Annotated in this window: 23 protein-coding genes; 17 read left to right on the top strand and 6 right to left on the bottom strand. The window is 51.2% G+C overall.

The window, feature by feature from the left end; translation table 11 throughout:
* The first annotated feature begins 222 nt into the window (after nucleotides 1–222).
* From KDD30_RS08640 to KDD30_RS08625, 4 genes are all read left to right on the top strand, one after another.
* Nucleotides 223–1,269 (top strand): hypothetical protein, encoded by a 1,047-nt coding sequence (locus tag KDD30_RS08640; RefSeq protein ID WP_211645434.1) that lies wholly within the window; start codon nucleotides 223–225, stop codon nucleotides 1,267–1,269.
* A gap of 388 nt (nucleotides 1,270–1,657) precedes the next feature.
* On the top strand, nucleotides 1,658–2,437 hold the full coding sequence (locus KDD30_RS08635) for a tetratricopeptide repeat protein (RefSeq protein WP_249199047.1): 780 nt from the start codon (nucleotides 1,658–1,660) through the stop codon (nucleotides 2,435–2,437).
* A gap of 86 nt (nucleotides 2,438–2,523) precedes the next feature.
* Complete coding sequence (locus KDD30_RS08630; protein ID WP_211645432.1) at nucleotides 2,524–3,117, top strand: globin; 594 nt, start codon at nucleotides 2,524–2,526, stop codon at nucleotides 3,115–3,117.
* Nucleotides 3,118–3,186: 69 nt separating this feature from the next.
* Nucleotides 3,187–4,014, top strand: coding sequence for a PEP-CTERM sorting domain-containing protein (locus KDD30_RS08625; RefSeq protein WP_211645431.1), 828 nt, complete (start codon nucleotides 3,187–3,189; stop codon nucleotides 4,012–4,014).
* A 72-nt stretch (nucleotides 4,015–4,086) separates the two neighbouring features.
* Here KDD30_RS08625 and KDD30_RS24750 read toward each other — a convergent pair whose 3' ends face one another.
* Entirely contained in the window at nucleotides 4,087–4,218 is a 132-nt protein-coding gene (locus tag KDD30_RS24750; protein ID WP_256449214.1) for a hypothetical protein, read from the bottom strand.
* A gap of 210 nt (nucleotides 4,219–4,428) precedes the next feature.
* Between KDD30_RS24750 and KDD30_RS08620 the strand changes: the two genes are divergently transcribed.
* Nucleotides 4,429–5,199 (top strand): TSUP family transporter, encoded by a 771-nt coding sequence (locus KDD30_RS08620; RefSeq protein WP_211645430.1) that lies wholly within the window; start codon nucleotides 4,429–4,431, stop codon nucleotides 5,197–5,199.
* Here the strand turns inward: KDD30_RS08620 and KDD30_RS08615 are convergent.
* Nucleotides 5,144–6,004 carry a LysR family transcriptional regulator gene (locus KDD30_RS08615; protein ID WP_211645429.1) on the bottom strand — a complete coding sequence of 287 codons (861 nt, stop codon included), beginning with the start codon at nucleotides 6,002–6,004 and terminating at the stop codon, nucleotides 5,144–5,146. The two genes, KDD30_RS08620 and KDD30_RS08615, sit on opposite strands and share 56 nt — an antisense overlap.
* Nucleotides 6,005–6,163: 159 nt before the next feature.
* Complete coding sequence (locus tag KDD30_RS08610) at nucleotides 6,164–6,664, bottom strand: MarR family winged helix-turn-helix transcriptional regulator (protein WP_211645428.1); 501 nt, start codon at nucleotides 6,662–6,664, stop codon at nucleotides 6,164–6,166.
* A 517-nt stretch (nucleotides 6,665–7,181) separates the two neighbouring features.
* Between KDD30_RS08610 and KDD30_RS08605 the strand changes: the two genes are divergently transcribed.
* From KDD30_RS08605 to KDD30_RS08575, 7 genes are all read left to right on the top strand, one after another.
* Nucleotides 7,182–8,435 carry an imelysin family protein gene (locus KDD30_RS08605; protein WP_211645427.1) on the top strand — a complete coding sequence of 418 codons (1,254 nt, stop codon included), beginning with the start codon at nucleotides 7,182–7,184 and terminating at the stop codon, nucleotides 8,433–8,435.
* 114 nt (nucleotides 8,436–8,549) lie between these two features.
* A complete protein-coding gene (locus KDD30_RS08600; RefSeq protein WP_249199299.1) occupies nucleotides 8,550–9,986 on the top strand; it encodes a di-heme oxidoredictase family protein in 1,437 nt (478 codons plus the stop codon).
* Nucleotides 9,987–9,995: 9 nt separating this feature from the next.
* On the top strand, nucleotides 9,996–11,003 hold the full coding sequence (locus KDD30_RS08595) for an imelysin family protein (RefSeq protein WP_211645426.1): 1,008 nt from the start codon (nucleotides 9,996–9,998) through the stop codon (nucleotides 11,001–11,003).
* Nucleotides 10,984–12,105, top strand: coding sequence for a DUF1513 domain-containing protein (locus KDD30_RS08590; RefSeq protein WP_211645425.1), 1,122 nt, complete (start codon nucleotides 10,984–10,986; stop codon nucleotides 12,103–12,105). Before KDD30_RS08595 ends, KDD30_RS08590 begins: the two co-directional genes overlap by 20 nt.
* 137 nt (nucleotides 12,106–12,242) lie before the next feature.
* On the top strand, nucleotides 12,243–14,039 hold the full coding sequence (locus KDD30_RS08585; protein WP_211645424.1) for a murein L,D-transpeptidase: 1,797 nt from the start codon (nucleotides 12,243–12,245) through the stop codon (nucleotides 14,037–14,039).
* 156 nt (nucleotides 14,040–14,195) lie between these two features.
* A complete protein-coding gene (locus tag KDD30_RS08580; RefSeq protein WP_211645423.1) occupies nucleotides 14,196–14,747 on the top strand; it encodes a YcbK family protein in 552 nt (183 codons plus the stop codon).
* Between the two features lie 83 nt (nucleotides 14,748–14,830).
* Nucleotides 14,831–15,484, top strand: a complete 654-nt coding sequence (locus tag KDD30_RS08575; protein ID WP_211645422.1) for an MBL fold metallo-hydrolase — start codon at nucleotides 14,831–14,833, stop codon at nucleotides 15,482–15,484.
* 37 nt (nucleotides 15,485–15,521) lie between these two features.
* On the opposite strand, the gene KDD30_RS08570 is transcribed toward KDD30_RS08575, so the two are convergent.
* Entirely contained in the window at nucleotides 15,522–16,178 is a 657-nt protein-coding gene (locus KDD30_RS08570; protein ID WP_371826090.1) for a DUF2982 domain-containing protein, read from the bottom strand.
* Nucleotides 16,179–16,542: 364 nt separating this feature from the next.
* Here KDD30_RS08570 and KDD30_RS08565 point away from each other — a divergent pair, with 364 nt between their 5' ends.
* Together KDD30_RS08565 and KDD30_RS08560 are read left to right on the top strand one after the other, a co-directional pair.
* On the top strand, nucleotides 16,543–16,938 hold the full coding sequence (locus tag KDD30_RS08565) for a MarR family transcriptional regulator (RefSeq protein WP_211645421.1): 396 nt from the start codon (nucleotides 16,543–16,545) through the stop codon (nucleotides 16,936–16,938).
* Nucleotides 16,939–17,165: 227 nt separating this feature from the next.
* Nucleotides 17,166–17,471, top strand: coding sequence for a hypothetical protein (locus tag KDD30_RS08560; protein ID WP_211645420.1), 306 nt, complete (start codon nucleotides 17,166–17,168; stop codon nucleotides 17,469–17,471).
* A gap of 84 nt (nucleotides 17,472–17,555) precedes the next feature.
* On the opposite strand, the gene KDD30_RS08555 is transcribed toward KDD30_RS08560, so the two are convergent.
* Together KDD30_RS08555 and KDD30_RS08550 are read right to left on the bottom strand one after the other, a co-directional pair.
* Complete coding sequence (locus KDD30_RS08555) at nucleotides 17,556–18,746, bottom strand: amino acid aminotransferase (RefSeq protein ID WP_211645419.1); 1,191 nt, start codon at nucleotides 18,744–18,746, stop codon at nucleotides 17,556–17,558.
* Nucleotides 18,747–19,021: 275 nt separating this feature from the next.
* On the bottom strand, nucleotides 19,022–19,918 hold the full coding sequence (locus KDD30_RS08550; protein ID WP_211645418.1) for a LysR family transcriptional regulator: 897 nt from the start codon (nucleotides 19,916–19,918) through the stop codon (nucleotides 19,022–19,024).
* Nucleotides 19,919–20,021: 103 nt separating this feature from the next.
* Between KDD30_RS08550 and KDD30_RS08545 the strand changes: the two genes are divergently transcribed.
* From KDD30_RS08545 to KDD30_RS08535, 3 genes are all read left to right on the top strand, one after another.
* Entirely contained in the window at nucleotides 20,022–21,245 is a 1,224-nt protein-coding gene (locus tag KDD30_RS08545) for an MFS transporter (protein ID WP_211645417.1), read from the top strand.
* A 404-nt stretch (nucleotides 21,246–21,649) separates the two neighbouring features.
* Nucleotides 21,650–22,003 carry a VOC family protein gene (locus KDD30_RS08540; protein WP_211645416.1) on the top strand — a complete coding sequence of 118 codons (354 nt, stop codon included), beginning with the start codon at nucleotides 21,650–21,652 and terminating at the stop codon, nucleotides 22,001–22,003.
* 106 nt (nucleotides 22,004–22,109) lie between these two features.
* Nucleotides 22,110–22,577: an OsmC family protein gene (locus KDD30_RS08535; RefSeq protein WP_211645415.1), complete on the top strand. Its 468-nt coding sequence runs from the start codon at nucleotides 22,110–22,112 to the stop codon at nucleotides 22,575–22,577.
* Nucleotides 22,578–22,589: the final 12 nt, after the last annotated feature.

The following is a 22,589-nucleotide window of genomic DNA, read 5'->3' as shown; positions in this document are numbered from 1 at the left end:
TTTGCTTCACGGCAGATAGCTCTGTCAGATTTGTCTTGTTCGTAAGACCCCTTTCTCATTCGTTAGTGTCACACACGATTGCGCTTTCTGACTCAGCAGAGTGCCTAGAATTTTAGTGTTGGAGTCGGCCATCTGACTAACCACTCAATGACTGAAACCAAGGCGTGGCGGCCGGATTTGAATGAATAACGAACAAATAAGTATTGTCGTAGGGGTGATGACATGAAAAGTATAATTCTATTAATGCTCGCCATGATGGCAGTGGCGGGCTGTAGTGATTCAGACAGTGCAGATAATGCTGCCAATACACCATTGGACTCAGATGGTCAGCAGGAAGTTCCTGTCACCATTGTGGTGCCAGAGAATCCTGGAACCGATCCGGGTGATCCGGGCGACCCAGGAGATCCGGGCGACGGCTATGACGGTCCACGCAAAGTGTGTCTGGCGATTACCGGTCTGGAACTGAAGGGCAGCGCGGGCAATGTGATAGAATACACCAATGAAGTGATTGAAGAAGCACTGAAGTCTGATCCTGACTGTGTGCCACCATCTGAAATCATTAAAGATGCATTACCGGACGGCATGGTGCTGATCGACCTGCTGAATATGAGTGATGATCTGGCGTATTTGCTTAAAGGTGTGGGATTACCTGTCGATGATTATGTGAGCGTTACGCTGAATATCAATGATCAGGGCACCTATGGTGGTTATGACATCGACTTCGATGGTGATGTTGATATCAGTTCCGGCAGCCCGTATTCCTATGTGCAGGAATATGATGGTGACTACAAAGCCATTGACCTGGGCGGTAAGCTGGAATTCGCCGGCTTTAATCTGAAAGATAAAGCAGGCTATCCGCAAACCTATTCCATGATGATCGACCCATACAGTGCTCTGGAAATGCAAGACAGTGGTGCTTATGGGCTGACCGGAAAAGGTATGTGGCTGGTCAATCATGTGGATGCAGTCGATATCGTCGGTGATGTACTGGAATCTGCCTGTGTTGAAGATGCCATGAAACTGATTTATCTGTTCAAGTCTCTGGGTGACGGCCCGACATCAGGCGATGATCCGGACTACATCACAACGGCCAATGATGACGGAGACGGATCTTACTCTTACGGCATGCCCAGTGTACCGAAAGGTTACTATGACTTCGAAATCATGTGTGACGTCGATGATGCAATTCCTGAGTTCTCCGGATATGGCAGCTACGATGTGGAAGTCACAGATAACGCCGAGGGCAGCTACGATCTGGGGTATGAATAAGCAGTAAGCCTTATCTGAAACTCCACAGTCAACCGGTTGGCTTCGCACCAACCGGTTTTTCTTTGCCGGTTCAGGCACAGTGCCCACCAATCTGAATACTTTCTTAAGTCGCAGCAGAATGTGCTGAAATTGTGATTTATCTTAATTTAACACAAGATCTATATCTCATTTTAGCCTAAAAATAATCGTATCCGTTATCTTTCAACTCGCTGATTTTTGTACGCTTTGAAAACAAAGTCGCTTTATACAGTCACTGTTGCCCAGATTTGGCTGGTTGTTTTTTGACCTGCCCTTGTTTAAAGTTCTTTTCCATTGCGTGTAAAGGAACAAAGAGAAACAACTTATGACATCTAGTGGCAAACTGCTTGCACCTGCATTGAACGGACTCATGAATTTGAAACAGATTGCATTCGGCACACTATTTGGTATTGCCCTGATGGGGGTGAGCCTTCAGCCTGTGCAGGCTTCGGTGACGACCAAACCAACCAATCATCTGAAGTCGACGTTGAAATATGTAGAACTTGAAGCCGAAGAAGGCGATAAAAATATGCAGCTCTTCTTGGGCCGCGCCTATCTGGAAGGCAACAGCGGAATTGCAGCCGATCCGATGAAAGGTTTGTACTGGCTGGAAAAAGCATCTGTTGACATGCCAGAAGTGAAAACCATGATTGGTGATCTGTTTAAAGACGGTCAGTTGCTGCCACAGAATAACGAACTGGCTGTGCATTGGTATACCAAAGCGGCCAAAGCAGGCGACTTGCCGGCCATGGAAGAACTGGGTGTATATTACGCATCCGGTGCCGATGGCAAGGTGAACTGCGGGAAAGCGATTCACTGGTTTACAGAGGCAGCGAACGGCGGTTCCATTAATTCAAAGCGAAATCTGGTCTGGTTGTATGCAACCTGTGAGAATGACAAGGAACGGGATGGTCATCTGGCATTGAAACTGGCAAAGGAAGTGATTCATAAAACTCAGGCTGACGCTGGAGATTACGACAACCTTGCTGCTGCCTATGCCGCATGTGGCCAGTTCCCGCAGGCGGTCCGTGCTCAGGAAATTGCGTTAGAGAAATTAGCACAGAACGCGGAATCTCAGCGGATTGCCAAGTTTACGGAACGCCTGAAACTCTATCAGCAGAATCAGACGATTTACAGCGCCTCACTGTAATCGATTGTCGCATAACTGTGCCGAAAGGCAGTCTTTCTTCTCCTGTTATGCAACTTACAGCCTTCGCAGATTGCGAAGGCTTTCTTTTGTCCCATTTCAAATACACAAATTCAGCACGTACCCCAATATTTTGCCGATACTTAGGTGAGGCACTGAGTTCTGGAAAGCGTGACTGTGATACCCCCGAGCGTGATATTTCTGACATTGTCAGTCTGGACATCAAAGATTATTCAAAGGGCCAGAATCGGCTGAATGCGGCTGGGGGGCAGGCGGGGATCTGTCAGTTGACCGATGCTTTCTGTCATTGTCTGGACACGCTGCCGGAAGTGGCCGTGCTGCGACAAAAATATCCTGATGATCTGACGGAATTCCACCAGTCCTTACAGGCTTTTCTCAAGGCATGGATGTCAGGAGAAACGCCGCTGTATACCAAATCGAATGGTCGGCGTTATCTGTCGGCCAGTCGCAAACGCCTCCGGCTGACAACGGCAGAAAAAAATGCCTGGTTGTACTGCATGCAAAAAGCGCTGGATGCGCAACCTTACGATGAAGTCTTCAAACGCTATGTCATGGTTCAGCTTGGCCTGGCAGCTGAAATGATCCGAAATCCTTCCCCGATCACTAGTGTCAGATTTTTTTACACCTCACCGGAAAGGCTTAAAACTTTTGTTGTGATTTGAAGTGGTTAACTTTTGGACTAATTCTTGCTCCTTACTCATTGCCTAACAGTAGTAGCAGAGGATCAAGGCATGAAATTGTTGAGTAAGCTAGCACTGGCAGTATCGTGTTGTTTCGTCGTCTCAGCGAACGCAGCTGAGATCAATTTGGCGGTATCAGGAACAGATCAAGCCTTGTTAAACATGGGGAATCAGGGTGACAGTTATGTCACTGTGTATCAGCAAACGGGGGCAGGTTCCGGGAATTTGGGCTCATTCCTGAGGATTCAGGAAGGAGGGAATGGCGCCAATGCGAATGGCGATGGCAATGGTATTCAGGAAGGTTTTAATACCAGTACGACGGATCCCTATATGATGGATCAACATCCGTCAGGAAATTTTACACGGGATGTTCTGTTGTCTGAGCTTCAGCTAAACAATGGCTTTTACTCGTTTATTCTGGATGTGAACGAGACCGGTCAGGATAATGAGATCGTCCTGACGAATCTGATGCTGTTTGCCACCAGTACACCGATGCAGAATGTGGATGATATCAACAATCTGCAGGACCAGACGTTACTCTGGAGTCTGGACTGGGATGACAATGGGGCATTTCTGGATAATTCAATTCGGCTGGATGCCAGTAAGAATAACAATGGGCCGGGCAGCGGGGCGACGGATTTAGCCTTTTTTATTCATGAAGACTATTTCTCCAGTATCCCAAATGATCAGATTTACTTCGTGCTGTACTCAAGCTTTGATGAGTTTGATTCAGGTTTCGAAGAGTGGGCGCTTGGGGATCTCACCTTGAATCAGCCGCCACAGGATATGCCTGAGCCTGCGAGTGTGGCTTTGCTTGGGGTCGGGTTACTGGGTCTGGCAAGCACATTGCGCAGAAATCGACGTGCGAAAGTCCGCTAATCCTGAATTGGGAAGCGATAAGGGAGCCGTCGCTCCCTTGTTTTCATGCGGATTCGTACGCAAATCTGAAACTCACTCGACGACGTTGTCCTGCGGTGATTTGAAAAAGTCTTCCAGCGCCTGAAGCGCTGCATCCACCCAGGTTTGCAAGGATTCTGATCTCGGCGTTACCCCATCCGCTGCGTTTGGATAAACAAGCCACATAAGCGATACCTCCTCCTTCTCCTCAATTATAGTGCTGACACAGCCTGTGCCTGAGTCATTGGCGCGTCACACAATGATTCCAAAGCGGAATGAATTGATATCTTTTCTTTCGCTATTGCCTGCCAAGTAAGGATGATACCTTCTCTGTCCGTAAGCCCCTGCTCAGTATGACTTTTGGGGGATGTTTGGTGTGGTTTTGTGGAACGATGTATGGATATATCTGTTGAGATTCTCGCGTTATTGTTTTTCGTCGCCGGGCTGGCGGCTTTCATTGATGCCATTGCGGGAGGCGGTGGACTGCTGACGGTCCCGGCGCTGCTTGCGGCGGGCATTCCGCCGACACAGGCACTGGCCACCAATAAACTGCAAAGCTCCTTTGGCAGCTTTTCCGCGACTTATTATTTTGTTCGCAATGGCATGGTCAATCTCAGACAGATGGCACTGGCCATCGCTTTTACATTCGCCGGATCTGCCTTCGGGGCTGAAATGGTCCAACGGATTGATGCCAGTATCCTGACGAGTCTGATTCCTATCTTGCTGATTGCGATCTCGCTTTATTTCCTTTTGGCGCCTCAGGCGAGTATTCATGGCGGCAAAGCCAGAATCTCAGAGGGAGCGTTTGCCTTCAGTGTCGGGATCGGGATTGGCTTTTATGATGGGTTTTTCGGACCGGGGACGGGCTCGCTGTTCACGATCTGTTTTGTGACGCTGGCGGGACTGGGGATCGTTGAAGCAACTGCCCGGACTAAAGTCCTGAATTTCACCTCAAATATTGCGGCGTTACTGTTTTTCATTCTGGCGGGTTTACCGGTTTGGGAAGTGGGACTGGTGATGGCGGTCGGTGGTTTTATTGGGGCGAGAATGGGCGCGAAAGTGGTGGTCAGCAAAGGCCGGAAGCTGATCCGGCCTATGGTCGTTGTGATGTCTATGCTGATGGCATTGAAGCTGCTTTGGGAACAAAATCCGCAATGGTTTCAATAAGTCGCCGGACACGATCGGCACGGTAGCTGTGCTGACGATAGCAAAGGTAAATCGGGCGGTTAAACCCGTCCAGAAAGGCAAAATACTGGCAGTGTGAATCATCGATTGCCAGTGTTTTGACCACAGACAAAGGCACCAGCGCGGGTGCGGCACCTGCCAGAGCCAATTGCGCGGCAGCGGTGTAAGAGTCCATTTCCATCAGCGGGCGAATCCCGGTCTGTTGCAGGAGTCCTGCCTGATAGGCATTGGCCGGATTGCTGAGATCATTGGTTAGTAACACACTGGGTGGGCCTGATAAAGGTTGACTGAAGACCACGGTGAAGGGCTCATTCATTAGATGGACAACCTGCAAGCCGTGTTGCGGCGGTAGGTGACCGGCACAAAAACCCAGCGTGGCATCACCGGCCTGCACCCGCTCGATAATCACGGGGGTATGATGTGTGTTGATCACCAGATGGGGATCCTGCTGCAGATAACGGCCCATCAGCGGGGCCAGATACCCTGCAACCAGTGTTTCGGAGCAAGCAAGTGTAATCGGCGTTTGATCCTGAATGGCTTGCTGTTCAAAAATCTGACCTTTCAGCTCATGGAATCCGGGGCCAACCTGCGCCACCAGGGCCAGAGCGTCGGGTGTGAGTTTGATATTCCGGCCATCCGGCACCACCAGTTTCTTTCCTAAACGCTGCTCCAGCCGTGCAATGCGCTTGCTGACCGCACTCTGACTGATATACAGACGACTCCCGGCCCGGCTCATCGTGCCTTCTTTGGCGAGGACCAGTAAGGTTTCGACACCCTCAAGCAGCATGCGATGCTCACTTCCAATCGTTGAAAAGATGGCATGAATACTATCAGAGTGTTGGTTGTGTGAGAAATGAGTCCGGGGAGAAATGAATCACAAATTTTGGGAGGGATCAGACCGCCGGAGGAGACACCGGCGGTGAAGCAAGCTGGAATCAAGGGTGCGTTAATGCGTGCCGGTGTTATCGTCCGGATGTGCTTGCGTAATGCTGCCCACTTCCAGCATCGGCGCGACATCCAGATGCTCTGCATTCATCATGGAGGAAATGCGCTGTACCGAAGACAGCAGCAGCGACTGTTCCCACTCATCCAGTTTCTGGAACCGGGAGACAAAACTTTCCTGCAAAGGCAGGGGAGCTTTGTCGAGATAAACTTTGCCTTCATCGGTCAGATGCGCATGGACTTTTCGTTTATCCAGTGTGCTTCGCTCGCGAACCACCAGCCCGCGTTTTTCTAATCGATCCAGGATTGTTGTCGCCGTCGCCTGACTCATATTGGTATTTTTCGACAGCTGGCGAATGGTGACTTCACCAGAATCGCGAATCGCTTTCATTAAGACAAGTTGTGGCCCGGTCAGACCGGTCGATTTGTTCAGTTGCCTTGAATGCAGGTCGATTGCTCGAATGATCTGTCGCAGGGCGATAAGGACTTCTTCATGTTTGTCCATGTTGCTCTCCCACCTGATCAGCCGCATGCATTATCCGGCTGGCCAGATAAATGCTTGTCACGGCTAATTCATGAATTATTTCTTATTTTAGGGTAAACAGCTGCGTGAATGATTGGGGTGCAGGCAGGTCCCCTTCGCGAAAGCGAAATTCTAGCATGTGAATTGTTCAGCCTTCTATCAAAAAACACAATGAAAACCATGATTTGCTCGATTTTCAAGCTTTTCTGACGAATATGGTGGTTCTGACCAGAGATTCTCGGCTTTGTCTGGTTTTTGAGACCCCATCTGTCACCCAGCGCTGGCCAGACTCACGGTGAAGTCAGATGAATAAAGCATCATGTCATAAAGCACAGCGTGAGATGGGTGTCTTTTGTGTCGCATTTTTCTGTTTGTATGTATTTTGCGCGATATCTTTCAAATTGTGTCTATCTGTTACTTGTTATTGTTTTTTGCGTGAATAATAATGATTATCAATTTGAACCTTATTGTTACTCACCTGACCACGGACGAAAGTTACATGAATAAGACGTTTGCCCTTTCATTTCTCGCCGCATCAGTGATGGTGGCTGGCAGCACGCAGGCTGCGACGACCAAACAAGATGTTGTGAATCACTATGCCGATCTGGCTTTTCACGTTTATCACGATGCCCACACAACGGCACAACACCTTGATCAAGCCATTGATGCTCTGATTGCGACCCCTTCTGAGAAGACGCTGACGGAAGCGAAAGCTGCCTGGAAACTGGCGCGAATCCCTTATCAGCAATCAGAAGTCTTTCGTTTCGGCAATGCCATTGTGGATGACTGGGAAGGCCAGTTGAACGCCTGGCCGCTGGATGAAGGGCTGATTGATTATGTCGCGAAAGGCTATCACCACGAGCTGGGCAATGAAGGCGCGACCGCCAATATCATTGCGAATCCAAAGATTCAGGTGGGTAATGTGACTATTAATGCCACTGAAATCACGCCTGAGTTGCTGGCCGAACTGAATGAAATTGGTGGTTCTGAAGCGAACGTTGCCACGGGCTATCATGCCATTGAGTTCTTGCTGTGGGGACAGGATCTGCATGGGACAGACGCGGGTGCCGGTGAGCGTGCCTATACAGATTTTGTGTCTGGTGAAGGCTGTACCCATGGCCACTGTGAGCGCCGCCGTGCTTACCTGAAAGCGGCATCGGATCTGTTGTTGACCGATCTGGACTGGATGACCAAGCAATGGTCGGCGACCGAGAAAGACAACTACCGTGCGGAGCTGCTGGCAGATTCACCGGACAATGGCCTGCGTAAGATGTTGTTTGGCATGGGGTCACTTTCTCTGGGTGAACTGGCAGGTGAACGGATGAAAGTCGCGCTGGAAGCCAACTCCACCGAAGACGAGCATGATTGTTTCTCGGATAACACCCACAATTCCCATTATTACAACGAGCAGGGGATCTACAACGTCTACACCGGCAGCTACAAGCGTGCAGACGGCAGTATGCTGAAGGGTCCGAGTCTGCATGATCTGGTTGCAGAAAAAGATGCGAACGCAGCTAAAGAAATTCAGGCTGAGTTCGATCAGGCGCGTGCGCAGGTGTATACCCTGGTCGAATCGGCTGAGAAGAACAATCAGCATTTTGATCAGCTGATTGCAGCCAGCAACAAAGCCGGTCACAAACTGGTGAACGATGCAATCATCGGGCTGGTGAAACAAACCGCAGAGATTGAGCGTGCCGCAGGTATTATTGGCGTGACCAATCTGAATCCGGACACAGCCGATCATCAGTTTTAATGTGTGTTGACGTTAAAAAATAATAACGAAACAAGGGCTCATGAGAGCCCTTTTGTCGTCAATATGTTGATGGGTCACTGAGTCTGAATTCAACGCCAATGTGAGTTTTTGATTATGAAGTTGATGTCGATTGCAGCCCGGATGGCTGTTTTTTCTTTACCGTTTTCTTTTATTTTTCCGGCTTCTGCTCAGCAAAATGGTTCGCAGGAAGCCGCTACCCGGTTCATTCAGTTGAAATCCGGGGGCGAAACCAGTGTGAGTAAAACAGGGGCCAACGCCTTTTCTCTGCCAGCCGCCAATCTGCCCCTGGTGAACCGTCTGGATTTCAGTGTCGGGAACAGTTTCTTCCGCAACCCCTGGGTTCAGGCGCCGGCCACGACGGATGCCCGCGATGGGCTGGGTCCTCTGTTCAATACCAATGGTTGTCAAAACTGCCATATCAAAGATGGTCGCGGCCATCCACCGGAAGACGGGGATACCAATGTCGTGTCGATGTTGGTTCGCTTGAGTATTCCGGCGCTGACTGATGCCCAGAAAAAAGCCCTGATCACCGACGGTGTCATCCCGGAGCCGATGTACGGCGGACAACTGCAGGATTTCGCGCTGCCGGATGCCAAGCCGGAAGGTCAGGTGCGGGTCGATTACACCGAAATTCCTGTGACCTTTGCCGATGGCGAAGTGGTGTCTTTACGCAAGCCAACGCTGACCCTGACTGACCTGAATTACGGTGACCTGCATCCAGACGTGATGATGTCTGCCCGCATCGCACCACCGATGATCGGTTTAGGCTTGCTGGAGCAAATCCCGGAGCGAACACTGGAAGCGCTGGCGAAAGCGCAGGCGGATGAAGGGCAGGGGATTTCCGGCAAAATGAACCGCGTCTGGGATGTCGAGAAAAAAGAAACCGTCGCTGGCCGCTTTGGCTGGAAAGCCGGACAGCCGACGTTGAAACAGCAAAATGCAGCGGCATTCAATGGGGATGTCGGTCTGACCTCCACGCTGTTCCCGGTCGAAAACTGCACCAGCGGTCAGACGATTTGTCAGACCCTGCCCAACGGAGGGGCACCAGAAGTCAGCGATAAAATCATGAATTTTATCGAGTTTTACTCGCGCCATCTCGGTGTGCCGATGCGACGTCAGCTGGACGATCCGGCTGCCCTGCGTGGTGAGCAACTCTTTGCATACATCGGCTGCGGCACCTGCCATCAGAGCAACCTGAAAACGGCCAAAGTGGACACTTTACCGGCGCTGTCGGAGCAAACCATTCATCCGTACACCGACTTGCTGCTGCATGATATGGGCGAAGGATTGGCGGACCACCGGGATGAATTTCTGGCCAATGGCCGTGAGTGGCGGACTGCGCCATTGTGGGGCATTGGTTACACCGAGGAGGTCAACGGACATACCTATTATCTGCATGATGGCCGCGCACGAAATATGATGGAAGCCGTGTTGTGGCATGGCGGCGAAGCGCAGTCGAGCCGGGATCGGGTATTACAACTGAACAAAACGGATCGGGAAGCGCTGATGGCATTCCTGAATTCACTGTAAGGAAGCTCCATGAAAAGAACTTTTGTGGCGATGAGCCTGTTCTCGATTCTGTTGCTGACAGGGTGTCAGGACGATGAAGCTGCGACCTCGGCTGCCATTCATCAGCAGCACCAGCGGGCCGCAGCACAATTGCTGACTTCGGCTGAGCAACTGGAATCCGCCGTTCAAAACTATTGTCAGACGCCCTCAGCACAAGCACTGACCACCAGCCGGAACGCCTGGCAGCAACTCATGCAGCACTGGATGACTTTCCAGGGCCGTGAAAAAGGCAGTGAAGCGGCCCTGGCATTGTCCTGGCAGATTCAGTTCTGGCCGGATAAAAAAGACATCACGGGCCGAAAAATGACACAGTTACTGGCACAGGATACAACCTGGACGGCAAAGGCCCTGAGTGAGCAAAGTGTCGCTGTACAGGGTGTCGGAGCCATGGAATGGCTGCTCTATGACCATCCGGAGCGTTTGCAGGACGCTCACGGATGTGCGCTGGCGGTCGCGATTGGTCAGCGTCTGCATCAGAGCGGTGATTCTCTGCAGCAGGCCTGGCAGCAAAATCCATGGCAGGCCATGACACCGCAGATGGCGCTGGGCGAGTATGTGGGTGCGCTGTCTAATCAGTTGGATTTCGCGATGAAGAAGCTCTCGCTGCCAATGGGGAAACCGGGGCATCCGCGGCCTTATCAGGCGGAATCCTGGCGTTCTCAGACGTCGCTGGCCCATCTGAAAGCCAACGTCTTGGCTATGCAGGCGCTGTATCTGGCTGATGGTCAGGGGTTGGATGCACTTTTGCGTGCGCAGGGCCAAACGGCGCTGGCAGACCGTCTGGCCGGACAGTTCCGCAGCTTGCTGGCAGACTGGCCGCAGGGAGAGGGGCTGGGCGCGTTGCTGAAAACGCGGGACGGTTACCGCTCTCTCATCAGCTTGAAAAACGGGCTTGAGTATATTCGCTTCGCACTTCATGACGAAGTGTCGCCAGCTTTAGGAATTGTCGTCGGGTTTAATGCAACAGATGGTGACTGATTTAACACGGCGGGCCCTGCTGAAAAAAGCACTGGGCGCCGCTATTTTTCTGCCGGCAACCGGGTTGTTGTCGGCCTGCGTGTCTGCCGGTGCCGGATCGGGCAAAACGTCGGCGAAAGGGGATCGGATTATCGGCTGCAGCCGGACAGCGGCGGGTCAGTATGCTGTCGTTGTCGCGGATCAGCTGGGCCAGCCGATTCATCAGATCGCATTACCAGAGCGTGGTCATGGTGTTGCGATTCAGCCGGGGGGCGCGCTCGCAGTGGCGTTCGCCAGACGGCCAGGCAGTTATATGCAGGCATTTCGTCCGGATACCGGGGAAGCGCTGCCTTTAAGGCCAGCCGATAATGGGCGGCATTATTACGGGCATGGCACCTTTTCTGCCGACGGGCGTTATCTGTTCACGACTGAAGGGGTCAGCGCCACCAGTCAGGGCGTGATCGGTGTGTATGACACGACGGCTGGTTTACAGAAAGTTGCCGAGTACACCCACTTCGGCATCGGGCCGCATGAAGTGGTGCTGGCGGATGAATACACGCTGGCGATTGGTGTCGGCGGCGTGCATACCCGGGGCCGGGAACCACTGAATCTGGAGACGATGCAGCCTGCACTGGTGTATCTCGATATTCGGACGGGGGCTGTGCTGGAGCAAGCCGTGCTGACCGACAAACGTTTAAGTATCCGCCATCTGGCCGTGACCGATACCGGTGAAATTGCCTGCGGTCAGCAGTACCGCGGGTTACCGGATCAGGCTGCGCCACTGGTGCATTTACATCAGCGAGGCGGCGCACTGCGGCCTTTACTGGGCGAAACGGAAGACTGGATGCACTTCAATCATTATATCGCCAGTATTGCCAGTCTCGACGGATATCTGCTGGCCACTTCTCCCAGAGGCAACTGTTACGGGATCTGGCATGAAGCCAGCGGTGAACTGGTTGATTTGCGGCCTTTAACGGATGCCTCCGGTGTGGCTGTCAGTCAGGGGCAGTGGCTGGTGGGATCCGGAGCCGGGAAGATTCTGACCCGCACGCCTGCCGATGCCGGACACATCGCTCAGTCTGCGGTGATGTGGGATAACCACTGGAATCTGCTCCTGAGTTGAAACTTTGAAACAGCCGCGATTCGTTTCTGAACACTACATTTATGGAAGAGGAACAGAAAGTAGGGGCAGGCCGCTTGTATTCAGGCGGATCTGTCGCTGCTTTGCCATAATCACAGTGTCAGAACCGGAGAGCACACATGTCGGGGCTAGGTTGTATTGGGCTTCTTCTGTTGGTGGGCAGCGTTTTACTCCCGCTTCAGTCACAGGCTGGTTTTTATGAGGATTCTGGGGAAAATCGAGGAGATTACGCCCGTATCCAGTCTGCGCCCGTCGCAGCACCAGCTCAGGATGCAGTACATGCTATCCCTGCCGAGGAGCCGGAGTCGCCCCTCCCGGCGATGACCCCGGAAGAGATTCAGGCGCAGGAAAGAGCAGCTGAACTGGCTCTGATCCGAGAAAAATCTCTGGCGTGGATTGATGAGGTCTCCGGTCAGATACCCGGTTTACGCTACCGGGAACAGCTGGCAAGGCTCTATCACGGGGTTGGCTATGTGCCTTTATGGCAAGATAGCTTCACTGTCTCTGATTTAGAACAGCAACTCTGGGTACTCACGCTGGCGGAAGTCAGCCCGGATTTTGAGGCCAGGTTAAAGCAGCTCAAACATCTGAAACAGAGCCGGGACTGGCGTCAGTATGATCTGCTGGCGACAGACACACTCCTCGCTTACCTGAGTTTTATCGAGCATGTGCTGGATGGCGGCTCCCAGTGGCTGTTCGGGCAGGAAGTGCCCGCCCGGATTCCGGCCCCCGCTGAAGCAACGCTCGACACCTTAATGGCAGCATTGGAACGTGATCAGCTGAACACTTTCGTCGCGTCCCTGAAACCTGCTGGTCGTCAGTATCCGCAGTTGCTGCAAGCCATTGATCGGATGGAAAAGATTGCGCAGAAGCCTTGGCCGGTATTCAGTCAGGCGGGCATCATCCGGCTCGGAGCCTGGCTGAGTAACCCAGATGCGCTGATTACCATGCTGGAGCGACTGGGCGACCTGTCACCCGGCGAAGCCGCTCAGCTCAGAGCGTCCGGAAAACGGCATTACAATGTCGATTTAGTCTCAGCAGTCAAACATTTTCAGCAACGTCATGGCCTGAAAGTGGACGGTGCGATTGGCCCGCAGACACGAAGCTGGTTGGCAGTCACGCCGCAACAGCGGATCCGCTTGCTGGCGCTGAATGCACAACGCAGCCGAGTGTGGGTGTCAGACCATCCGTCCAGACTCATTGTGAATATTCCCGGTTTTGCGCTCAAACTCTGGCTGGATAACCAGCGGGTGTTTGATGCCCGGGTGATCGTCGGACAGCCCAAACGCCCAACACCGGTGATGACTTCCCGCATTTCATCTGTGGTGTTTAATCCGTACTGGAATGTGCCCAACTCGATCATGAGGAAGGATATCCTGCCAAAAGTCCGTTATGACCGGGGTTATCTCTATCGGCATCACTATGATGTGCTGCGGGGCTGGAATAGTAATGAGAAGATTCCAATCAGCAGTATCGACTGGCGTTATGTGTCTGCGAAAAACTTCCCATACCGATTACGTCAGAAGCCTGGTGCGCATAACGCACTGGGACGCTTTAAGTTCAACATTCCCAATAATCAGGCCATTTATCTGCACGATACACCGTCAAAAAGCCTGTTCAATAAAGACTTCAGAGCTTTCAGTTCGGGGTGTATCCGTGTACAGGGTGCCGATGAGCTTGCGAAAGTTTTACTGACTTATGCCGGTGTCTCTGAGGCGCGGTTTGATGAACTGGCAGGCAGAAGATCAACCCGGACTGTGGGGGTGAAAACCCGGATTGAAGTTTTTCTGATCTATCAGACGGCCTGGGTGGATGAGCAAGGGTTAGTGAATTTCCGGCCGGATGTGTATCAGTACGATGAGCAGGACAAAAATTCACCAGACTCAGAAAAATTTGCATCGGTTTACAAAAACTAAATTCCTTATACGTCAATAACTAGTCAAAATGACGTCTTTTTGATGTCTGTTTTTTGACATTCGTGCGTTGACTCAAAGAAAACACATCGCTATCTTGCATTCGTTTACGGGCTTGCGCGCCTGTGTTTTTGTGTTTTCCAGTTGAGTTTTTTCAGGATGTCAGAAGTAGATAATAAGCGTCGTCAGTTCCTGATTGCGAGCGGACTGACTTTAGGCGCTATGATGCTGCCCCAAATGGCAGTGGCGAGCCCATACCGGGCAAAAAGTCCCCGAGAGTTGTACCTTTGTAACATTCATACGAAAGAAGAGTTGGAAACGCGCTATTTCGATGGAAAGTTCTACCTTGATCGCGAACTGAAACGGTTGAACCACATTTGCCGCGATTATCGTCAGAATGAAGTTGCACCCATGGATCGTCGTCTGTTTGACGGCATCTCCCAGATTCAGGAAGCATTAGGTCACCAGGGGCAGGTCCGCATTATTTCGGGCTACCGTTCCCCAAAAACCAATCAGATGCTGCGCGGCTCCACCAAAGGGGTTGCGAAAAAGAGTTTCCACATGACCGGACAGGCCATCGACTTCAATCTGGAAGGCGTTTCTTTATCCCGCGTGCGTAATGCTGCGCTGGAACTGAAACTTGGCGGTGTTGGTTATTACCCGAACAGTGGCTTCGTTCATATTGATACCGGACCGGTACGCCGCTGGTAAAGATCTTTCATTCACATGCTCACTACGGGCATGTGAATGAATGTGATATGCTGGCCCGGTTTTGGAACAGTTAGGACAAGTTTATGAGTCTGCAGTTTGAAATCGTGCCGGTCACGCCTTTCCAGCAAAATTGCTCAATTCTGTGGTGCGATGAAACCATGGAAGGCATTGTTGTCGATCCGGGTGGAGATATCGAACGGATTACCGCCAAAGCCGAATCGCTGGGCATTCAGATTGTCAGGCTGGTCCTGACCCATGGTCATTTGGATCATGTGGGCGGGACAAAGCCATTATCACAGCAGTTGAATGTGCCTGTGTGGGGGCCTCACAAAGAGGATGGCTTCTGGATTGATGCTTTACTGCAGCAGTGTCAGATGTTCGGTTTCCCGCCTGTGCCAGAATTTCAGCCGGACCGCTGGCTGGAAGAGGGTGACACGATCCCCTTTGGTGAACAAACGCTGGATATCTACCATACGCCGGGTCATACACCGGGACACGTTATTCTGCACAACAAAGCGGCACAGCTTGCCATTGTGGGAGATGTGCTGTTTAACGGCAGTATTGGCCGGACAGATTTTCCGCGCGGGGATCACCGCACACTCATTGCATCCATCAAAGAGAAACTCTGGCCGCTGGGAAATGACACCCGGTTTATTCCCGGTCATGGCCCAATGTCGACCTTTGGTGAAGAACGTGCTTCAAATCCCCACGTTGCCGATCAGATGCCTCTGTATTGATGCCTGAGTTATCTCAGGATGACGCTGGCAAAATAATTTATCTGGCTTGCGCCAGAAAACGGCGGGCCAGGCCGATAAAATCATCGGCTGGCCGGTCGAGTAAATCTTCCGAAATAAAGAAATCGAACCCGGTCAGCTCCCGGTTATACCGCATCCGGTTGGCCAGCATCGCGATCAGTCCCTTGCTGATCTTACCGCTTCCACTCACGTAATGTTTGTCGTCAAACAGCATGTCTTCAATGTCATGAGGCGGGGATTCTGCACGCTTATACGCCATGATGAGGAGACCGCGTTGCTCCATCAGGATCTGGCTGGCGATGCGGGGGCTGATAGTGTCCAGAAATTCATCGTACTGTTTTAACCGCACACCCACCCAGGGCAGGGGTTTGTACCAGCCTTCACGGCTGATCGTGGCACGGTCAATGTCGGCGATATTCTGCCATTTGGTCATCCAGCCGCCCTGCGGGCTGTGGTACTGAATGTGCATGAATGTGAGGGTAAAGCCCACGGGTTGCTGACGATTGAGCTGGACGCCAATCAGCAGCAGACAGAGCAGGGCAAACAGCAGAACGGCGACGGCCACACCATTGATGTCGGGAAAAATGAAAACAGTGATCCCCAGACCCAGAATTGCGAGCAGACTGAGCCAGATGAGATAAGCACCGGGCTTGGGATGATGAGGGGTAATATACACAGTATTCAAAGAGACTCCGACAGGGGATCGTTCTGCAACCCTTGTGATTTGAGTATGGCAAATTTTCAGTGAGTCCCGCAGCCTGTCCGCCGGGTGCAGGATGAGTCAATTCATTGACAGTAAATGCTTGTGTGCAAGGAAGTTAGTGTGCATGAAAAGAATTTTTTATGCCATATATGGCATGATCAGAAAAAAGATAAAAATGAGATCTTGTCGCTTAAAATCCCCTTAATCTGGCTTTTATGGTGCTTAAAATGGCCGTTTGCTGGCATTTCTTTGACATCCTTGGTATAACACGCGCTACTTTTTTCCCGCTGGACATTCAAACTGGCGACTGAAAGTAGTACAACGGAGTAGGAAGTTAATGAGAATCTCTCACAAACGTAAAGTACAGCTTAAACTGCAAAAACGCATTCAAGCAGCCACCACAGTTGCTCAAAAACCTGTCACCAAAGCAGCGGTGAAGAAGGCAGCACCAGCTAAAGCGGTTGTGGCAAAGCCTCAGGTTGAAGAGAAGCAAACGGCACCAGCGGCCCCGGTCGCGACCTCAGTTTCTCTGACACCAAAGCAGCAGCAGGTGTTGGATATCGTTGCAAAGAACGCTGAGGGGATTAACCCGAAGAGCATCGGTCTCGAAGCCGGTCAGGAAGACAGCAAAGCTGCCTCCTGGGCAACTGGCGCACTGAAAAAGTTAGTTGAAGAAAGCCTGGTAGAGCGAATTCAGCTGGCTGGCAATAAAGTCGTATATAAAGCGCTATAATTGTCCTGTCCCGTTCCTGAGACAATTCAGGAGCGGGTAAACCTCCCCCCTCTGATTTACAACACTTTTCCCTTCAGGTTTCTTTTCCTGTTTTCCGACGATAACACGGCTGTATGGCTGATTTTATTGTGTAATTTCGTTTTATTCTGACGAAATAATCTGGTTCTGCTATACCTAATGAGAGGATCGGATGATTCACGGATGTAGGCACGCGCAAACGAGGTAATATGACGATGATCAGTGCTCGAGAGTTTTCCGAATGGTTAAGAAACCGTTTTGCTGAAGATGAACAGGGTGTGTGTTTAACACGGGAAGACATTAATCAACTGACCGGACGTCAGAGTTTTTCGCTGGGATTTGTTCACGATATTCATTATGAACTGATGCAGTATGGGATGGCCTTTGTGACGGACACGTCGCGGGAAAACTTTTATCTGGTCCATATCTCCAAGCGTTCCTGGCGCGAACAGCTCGAGCATCAGTACGAGCGTGAATTATTCTGCAATGTGCTGCCTTTAGACAAATCCGGCTGACGGCTGCCACAGGCGAATCGAATACCATCAAAAAGCAGGGGCGCCGATAAGCGCCCCTGATGTGTTTTCTGACATGCTGCCCGATTACATGACGGCTGCGATGCCTTTGCACAGCGGCATCATGTTGTCTTTGGTCATGCCTGCCACACTGATGCGGCCGGAACCCACGATGTAAATCGCGAATTCTTCTTTCAGACGCGCCACCTGATCTTTGTTCAGACCCGAGAAAGAGAACATGCCGTTCTGGCGTTCAATGAAGCTGAAATCTGCATCCACACCCAAATCTTTCAGCGTCTGAACAAACAGGGTCCGCATTTCCTGAATGCGGTCACGCATGTCTGCGACTTCCTGTTCCCATTCAGCACGCAGCGCTGCATCATTCAGAATCTCAGTCACCACAGCGGCACCGTGTGCTGGTGGGTTAGAGTAAATCACACGCGCAATGCTTTTCACCTGGCTGAACGCGGTGCTGGCAACGTCTGCAGATTTAGCAACCAGCGTGAAGGCACCAACACGCTCATTGTACAGGCCGAAGTTTTTCGAGAAGGAGCTGGCAATCAGCAGCTCGGTATTGTGCTCTGCGAAAATGCGCAGACCGGCAGCATCTTCTTCAACGCCTTTGGCAAAGCCCTGATACGCGAAATCGAACATAGGCAGCAGGTTTTTCTCGGCACAGAATTTCGCCAGTGTTTCCCATTGCGCCAGATCCGGGTCGATACCGGTTGGGTTATGGCAGCATCCGTGCAGCAAAACCACATCACCGGCTTTGGCATTGCTCAGCGAGCTCAGCATTGCATCAAAATCCATGCCTTTAGTTTCTGCGTTGTAGTAAGCGTATTGCTCGGTATTCAGGCTTGCAGCACCGAAGACACCAAAGTGGTTCGCCCAGGTTGGGTTGCTGATCCAAACGGTGACATCACCCAGCTGGCGTTTGATGAACTCTGCCGCAACACGCAGTGCGCCTGTACCGCCAGGTACCTGTGCTGTCAGAGCGCGCTTTTCGGTAATAATGGCTGCATCTTTACCAAACAGCAGTTCCTGTACGGCCAGACCATATTCTGCGGTGCCCGGAATGCTCAGGTAAGATTTGGTGGTTTCTTTTTCCAGCAGGATAGCTTCAGCTTTTTTCACTGTCGCCAGAACCGGTGTATTGCCGGATTCGTCTTTGTAGATACCCACGCCCAGGTTGATTTTTTCAGCGCGGGCGTCGTTTTTGAATTCTTCAGTCAGACCCAGAATCGGGTCGGCAGGTGCGGCAACGATTTTTTCAAACATTCGTGAATCATCCATGCTAGTCAGTGATACGGTTGACGGGCCCGGAAAGACCATGAAATCAATATGGTCATGTGACTCTGATCGAAGTTCTGTCGATCGCAAAGGGATCAGGTAAACAGAAATCCGGTACGGGTTTTGACATTCCGCTGCGATCAGGCTCCCAGGTCGCTTTCCATTGTAAAAGAAAATGACACACAAATATCATCAATCAGAAATTTTCATGTGATTTACATCACAATGCTATTTGCAAAATTCTCATTTTGATTCGCACGCACTCAGCGGTAAACCGCTTCCTTCCGGTGCCGCTGATGTTCTTTGATGAACTCCATAAAAGCCCGGTCTGCCAGTGACAGATATCCGTTCTTGCGCCAGGCAATGGCCAGGTTTAAATGGACGGGCGTACTGAACGGCACGGCAACCAGCCCGGGTTCATGGCGGGTGACCATTTCCAGCAGTGCCGAAATCGCAAACTCCTGCCGGATGATGCTGAGGATCATGGGTAAGAGATTGGTCTCGAAAGCTATTTCCGGTTTGAGATGATGCTTCTGCCAGACATTGTCGATGTAGTCCCGGTGAAAATAGCCTTGTTTGAACATCACCAGTTCCTGACTGAAAAACTGTTCGAAGGTGACAGATTCATACTGACTGAATTCGTGATTCGGACTGACAACCGCAACCATTTCCGAGGTAAGTAAGGGTTCGGCTTCAAGACTGTCGGGCAGATCGGCACTACGAATCACCCCCAGATCCAATTCGCCATTCAGTAACATGGAGCGAATGGACTGCGTCCCGGCTTCAACTAGGGTGAGTTTCAGCCTGGGGTAGCGGGATTTGAATCCCATCAGAATATCCGGAAAGTAATAAGACCCGAGCATGCTGGGTACGCCCAGACGTACTTCACCTTTCTGTAGTCCCTTGAGTTCATCCATCGCAATCCGGGCATCTTCAACCTGCTGCAGGATAAGCCGGGCATGCTGAATCAGCACCTCGCCTTCGTGGGTGAGGGCGATATGGCGATCACTGCGATCAAACAGAGGCATGTCCAGCTGTTGCTCCAGCTTCTTCATGGCAATGCTCAGCGCAGGTTGCGCGATGTGCAGTTTCTCAGCTGCGCGGGTAAAACTGCCGCACTCGGCAATCGCGATGAAATAAGTGAGTTGACGGATATCCATGGCTATTAATATTTTTTATCAGTTCGATATGTTTAATATATTTTCACTATCAGATGGAAATTGCTAACGTTTTCACATCAGTTTGCCGTCTGAGGCTCATTTCATGATAGAAACCCATAGCGCTGCCTATCGCCGCGCCAGTTTTGCACTGGCTCTCGGCTCATTTCTGGTGTTTTGTAACTTATATTTGTTCCAGCCGATGCTGCCGGTGATGACTGAGGCTTTCTCAGCCAGCGCGACCCGAGTGAACTGGCTGCTGGCGGCGGGAACTCTGGCGCTGGCGATCACGCTGGTGCCCTGGGCAGTGAGTTCAGAAATGATTGGCCGCCGCAAAGTCATGCTGCTGAGCCTGTTTTTGCTGCCTGTCGTGGGCGGTCTGATGTTATTTGCAGAAAGTCTGCTGATGCTGAGTCTGGCCAGAGCCCTGATGGGCGCGTCGCTGGCCGGGTTTGCGGCAGTTGCCGTGGCATATATGGCCGAGGAGTTTTCTCCGCAGGCGTTGTCATTAGCCGTGGGTGGTTATATCAGCGCGAACTCTCTCGGCGGTATTGCCGGTCGCTTATTCGGCGGCTTTGCTTCGGAAGCCTGGGGCTGGCAGGGTGCAGTTGCGGGTATGGCGGTGATCAGTCTGGTGGGTGCGGTGCTAGTGGCCCGATTACTACCCGCACAGCAGCATTTTACCCCCCAGCGCGGCCAGTTACGGCATCACACCAAGCATGTGATTCGTCACCTGCAGCAACCCGTGCTCTGGGTGCCCATGTTGATCGGCGGGATTAATTTTGCGCTTTTTGTGAACCTCTATACCGTGATGGGTTTTCGGTTGGTTGCGCCGCCTTACCACTTGCCGGTCAGCTGGGCGTCGATGATCTTTCTGTGCTATCTCAGCGGGACACTGACCGCAAAGCTGAGCGGAAGCTGGAGCCTGCGCTTTAAGCCGCTGAACGGGATGGTGCTGGGGACCACAATCAGCGTGCTGGGGATGTGGGTCGCCGCGATCGATTCTGTTTCTGCCATGCTGAGCGGCCTGTTACTGATCAGCTCCGGTGCTTTTTTCACGCACTCACTGGCTTATGCCTGGGTCAGCCAGAAAGCGAAAAGTGCCAAAGCAACAGCAACAGCGTTGTATCTGGTTCACTATTATGTGGGAGGCAGTTTCGGTGGATTTTATCTGATCACCTGCTGGCAACACTGGGGCTGGTACGGCGTGCTTGCTGGGGGGAGTGTGCTTTATCTGGTGCTCTACGCCCTGTGCTGGAAACTGGGGAGCTTGAGCCCGGCATCAGAAACACCTGTCTCTGCTGCGTCAAATTCTTCTTCAAGTTGTTGATTCATGATGCGCTATCCGGCTGCCGGATAGCGCAGTGGCGCAATTGCCTTCTTTTCTCAGGCGTGTACAAGACAACTTTGCGCTTCTCCACAGATATGCAACTTTAAATGCATCAGTTCGTGAAAGCCCTCTGTTAACTCCTTATCATAGCTGACAATTTTATTATCGCATCAGTCGTGACTTGGTTGTCAGGGGCGGTAGCGTGCCTGAATCGGCGTATCAATCGGACTGATCACTCCAAGGTGATGGATGCTGGCCGGATTAAGAATCGGTGTAGTATTTCAGAGCGTTAAAGCCTGCGTAATTCCTGTACTGGCTTGAGTCGTTTTATTGAGTAAAAGTAACTTGTAAAGTCACGATTTACCTTCCAACGTTGCACTTGCGTTATTTGGCTGGAGATAGGTATGGTCCCGTCCGCTGTTCTTGTTCATGTTTCCGATGTAGCTAAAGGGCTTGAGTGGTATCAGAAAGCTTTCCCTGAAGCAGTGCCAATCTATCATCAGGATTTCGATTTTACCGTACTGGACCTCAATGGATTTTCCATAGAGCTCGTTCAGGCAGACGAAAAAGTGGGTTCGGGTAAACATGGTACTGTCATATATTGGTCTGTGGACGATCTATCTGCGACTTTAGCGCACTTCGAATCACTGGGTGCGCATCTTTACCGGGGTCCAATGCAAATAGAAAATGGGCTCTCCATGTGCCAACTTGAAGATCCATTTGGAAACTTAATTGGTCTCCGGGGTGAAACCACATGACTAAATGTCTCAGGCCGATTTTCTATGCTTGGTCATCAAGGAAACATGTTTCGTCGCATTATCGTTTTTACGCGATTTGCAGGCAAAATTTTGAAAAGGGAAAATCATGTCAAAGTATTATGCAAAAGTCGTGTGGAACCGCGGAAGTGATGAGCAGTATACAGATAATCAGTACAGTCGAGGTCACGAATGGATGTTTGATGGAGGCGTGACGGTTCCAGCCTCTTCGTCTCCTCACGTGGTGCCTTTGCCATACTCCGTTGAGGCCAACGTTGACCCAGAAGAAGCATTTGTTGCATCTTTATCAAGCTGCCACATGTTGTTTTTTCTGGCTATTGCTGCAAAGAAAAAATTCATCATTGACCAATATACAGACAATGCTGTTGGTTTGATGGAGAAAGACAGCAATGGGAAAATAGCAATGACGAAAGTGATTTTGCGTCCGGAAGTGAAATTCTCAGGCGAGAAACAACCATCCCTTGAGCAACTTGAGAAAATGCATCATCAATCACATGAGCAGTGCTTTATTGCAAACTCTGTAAAAACTGAAGTTATCACTGAGATTATTGCTTAAACAAGCAGGTCA

It is taken from the genome of Photobacterium sp. GJ3, assembly GCF_018199995.1.
Taxonomy (GTDB): Bacteria; Pseudomonadota; Gammaproteobacteria; order Enterobacterales; family Vibrionaceae; genus Photobacterium.
The sequence above is the reverse complement of the archived record's forward strand: the minus strand, read 5'-3'. Positions and strand labels throughout refer to the sequence as shown.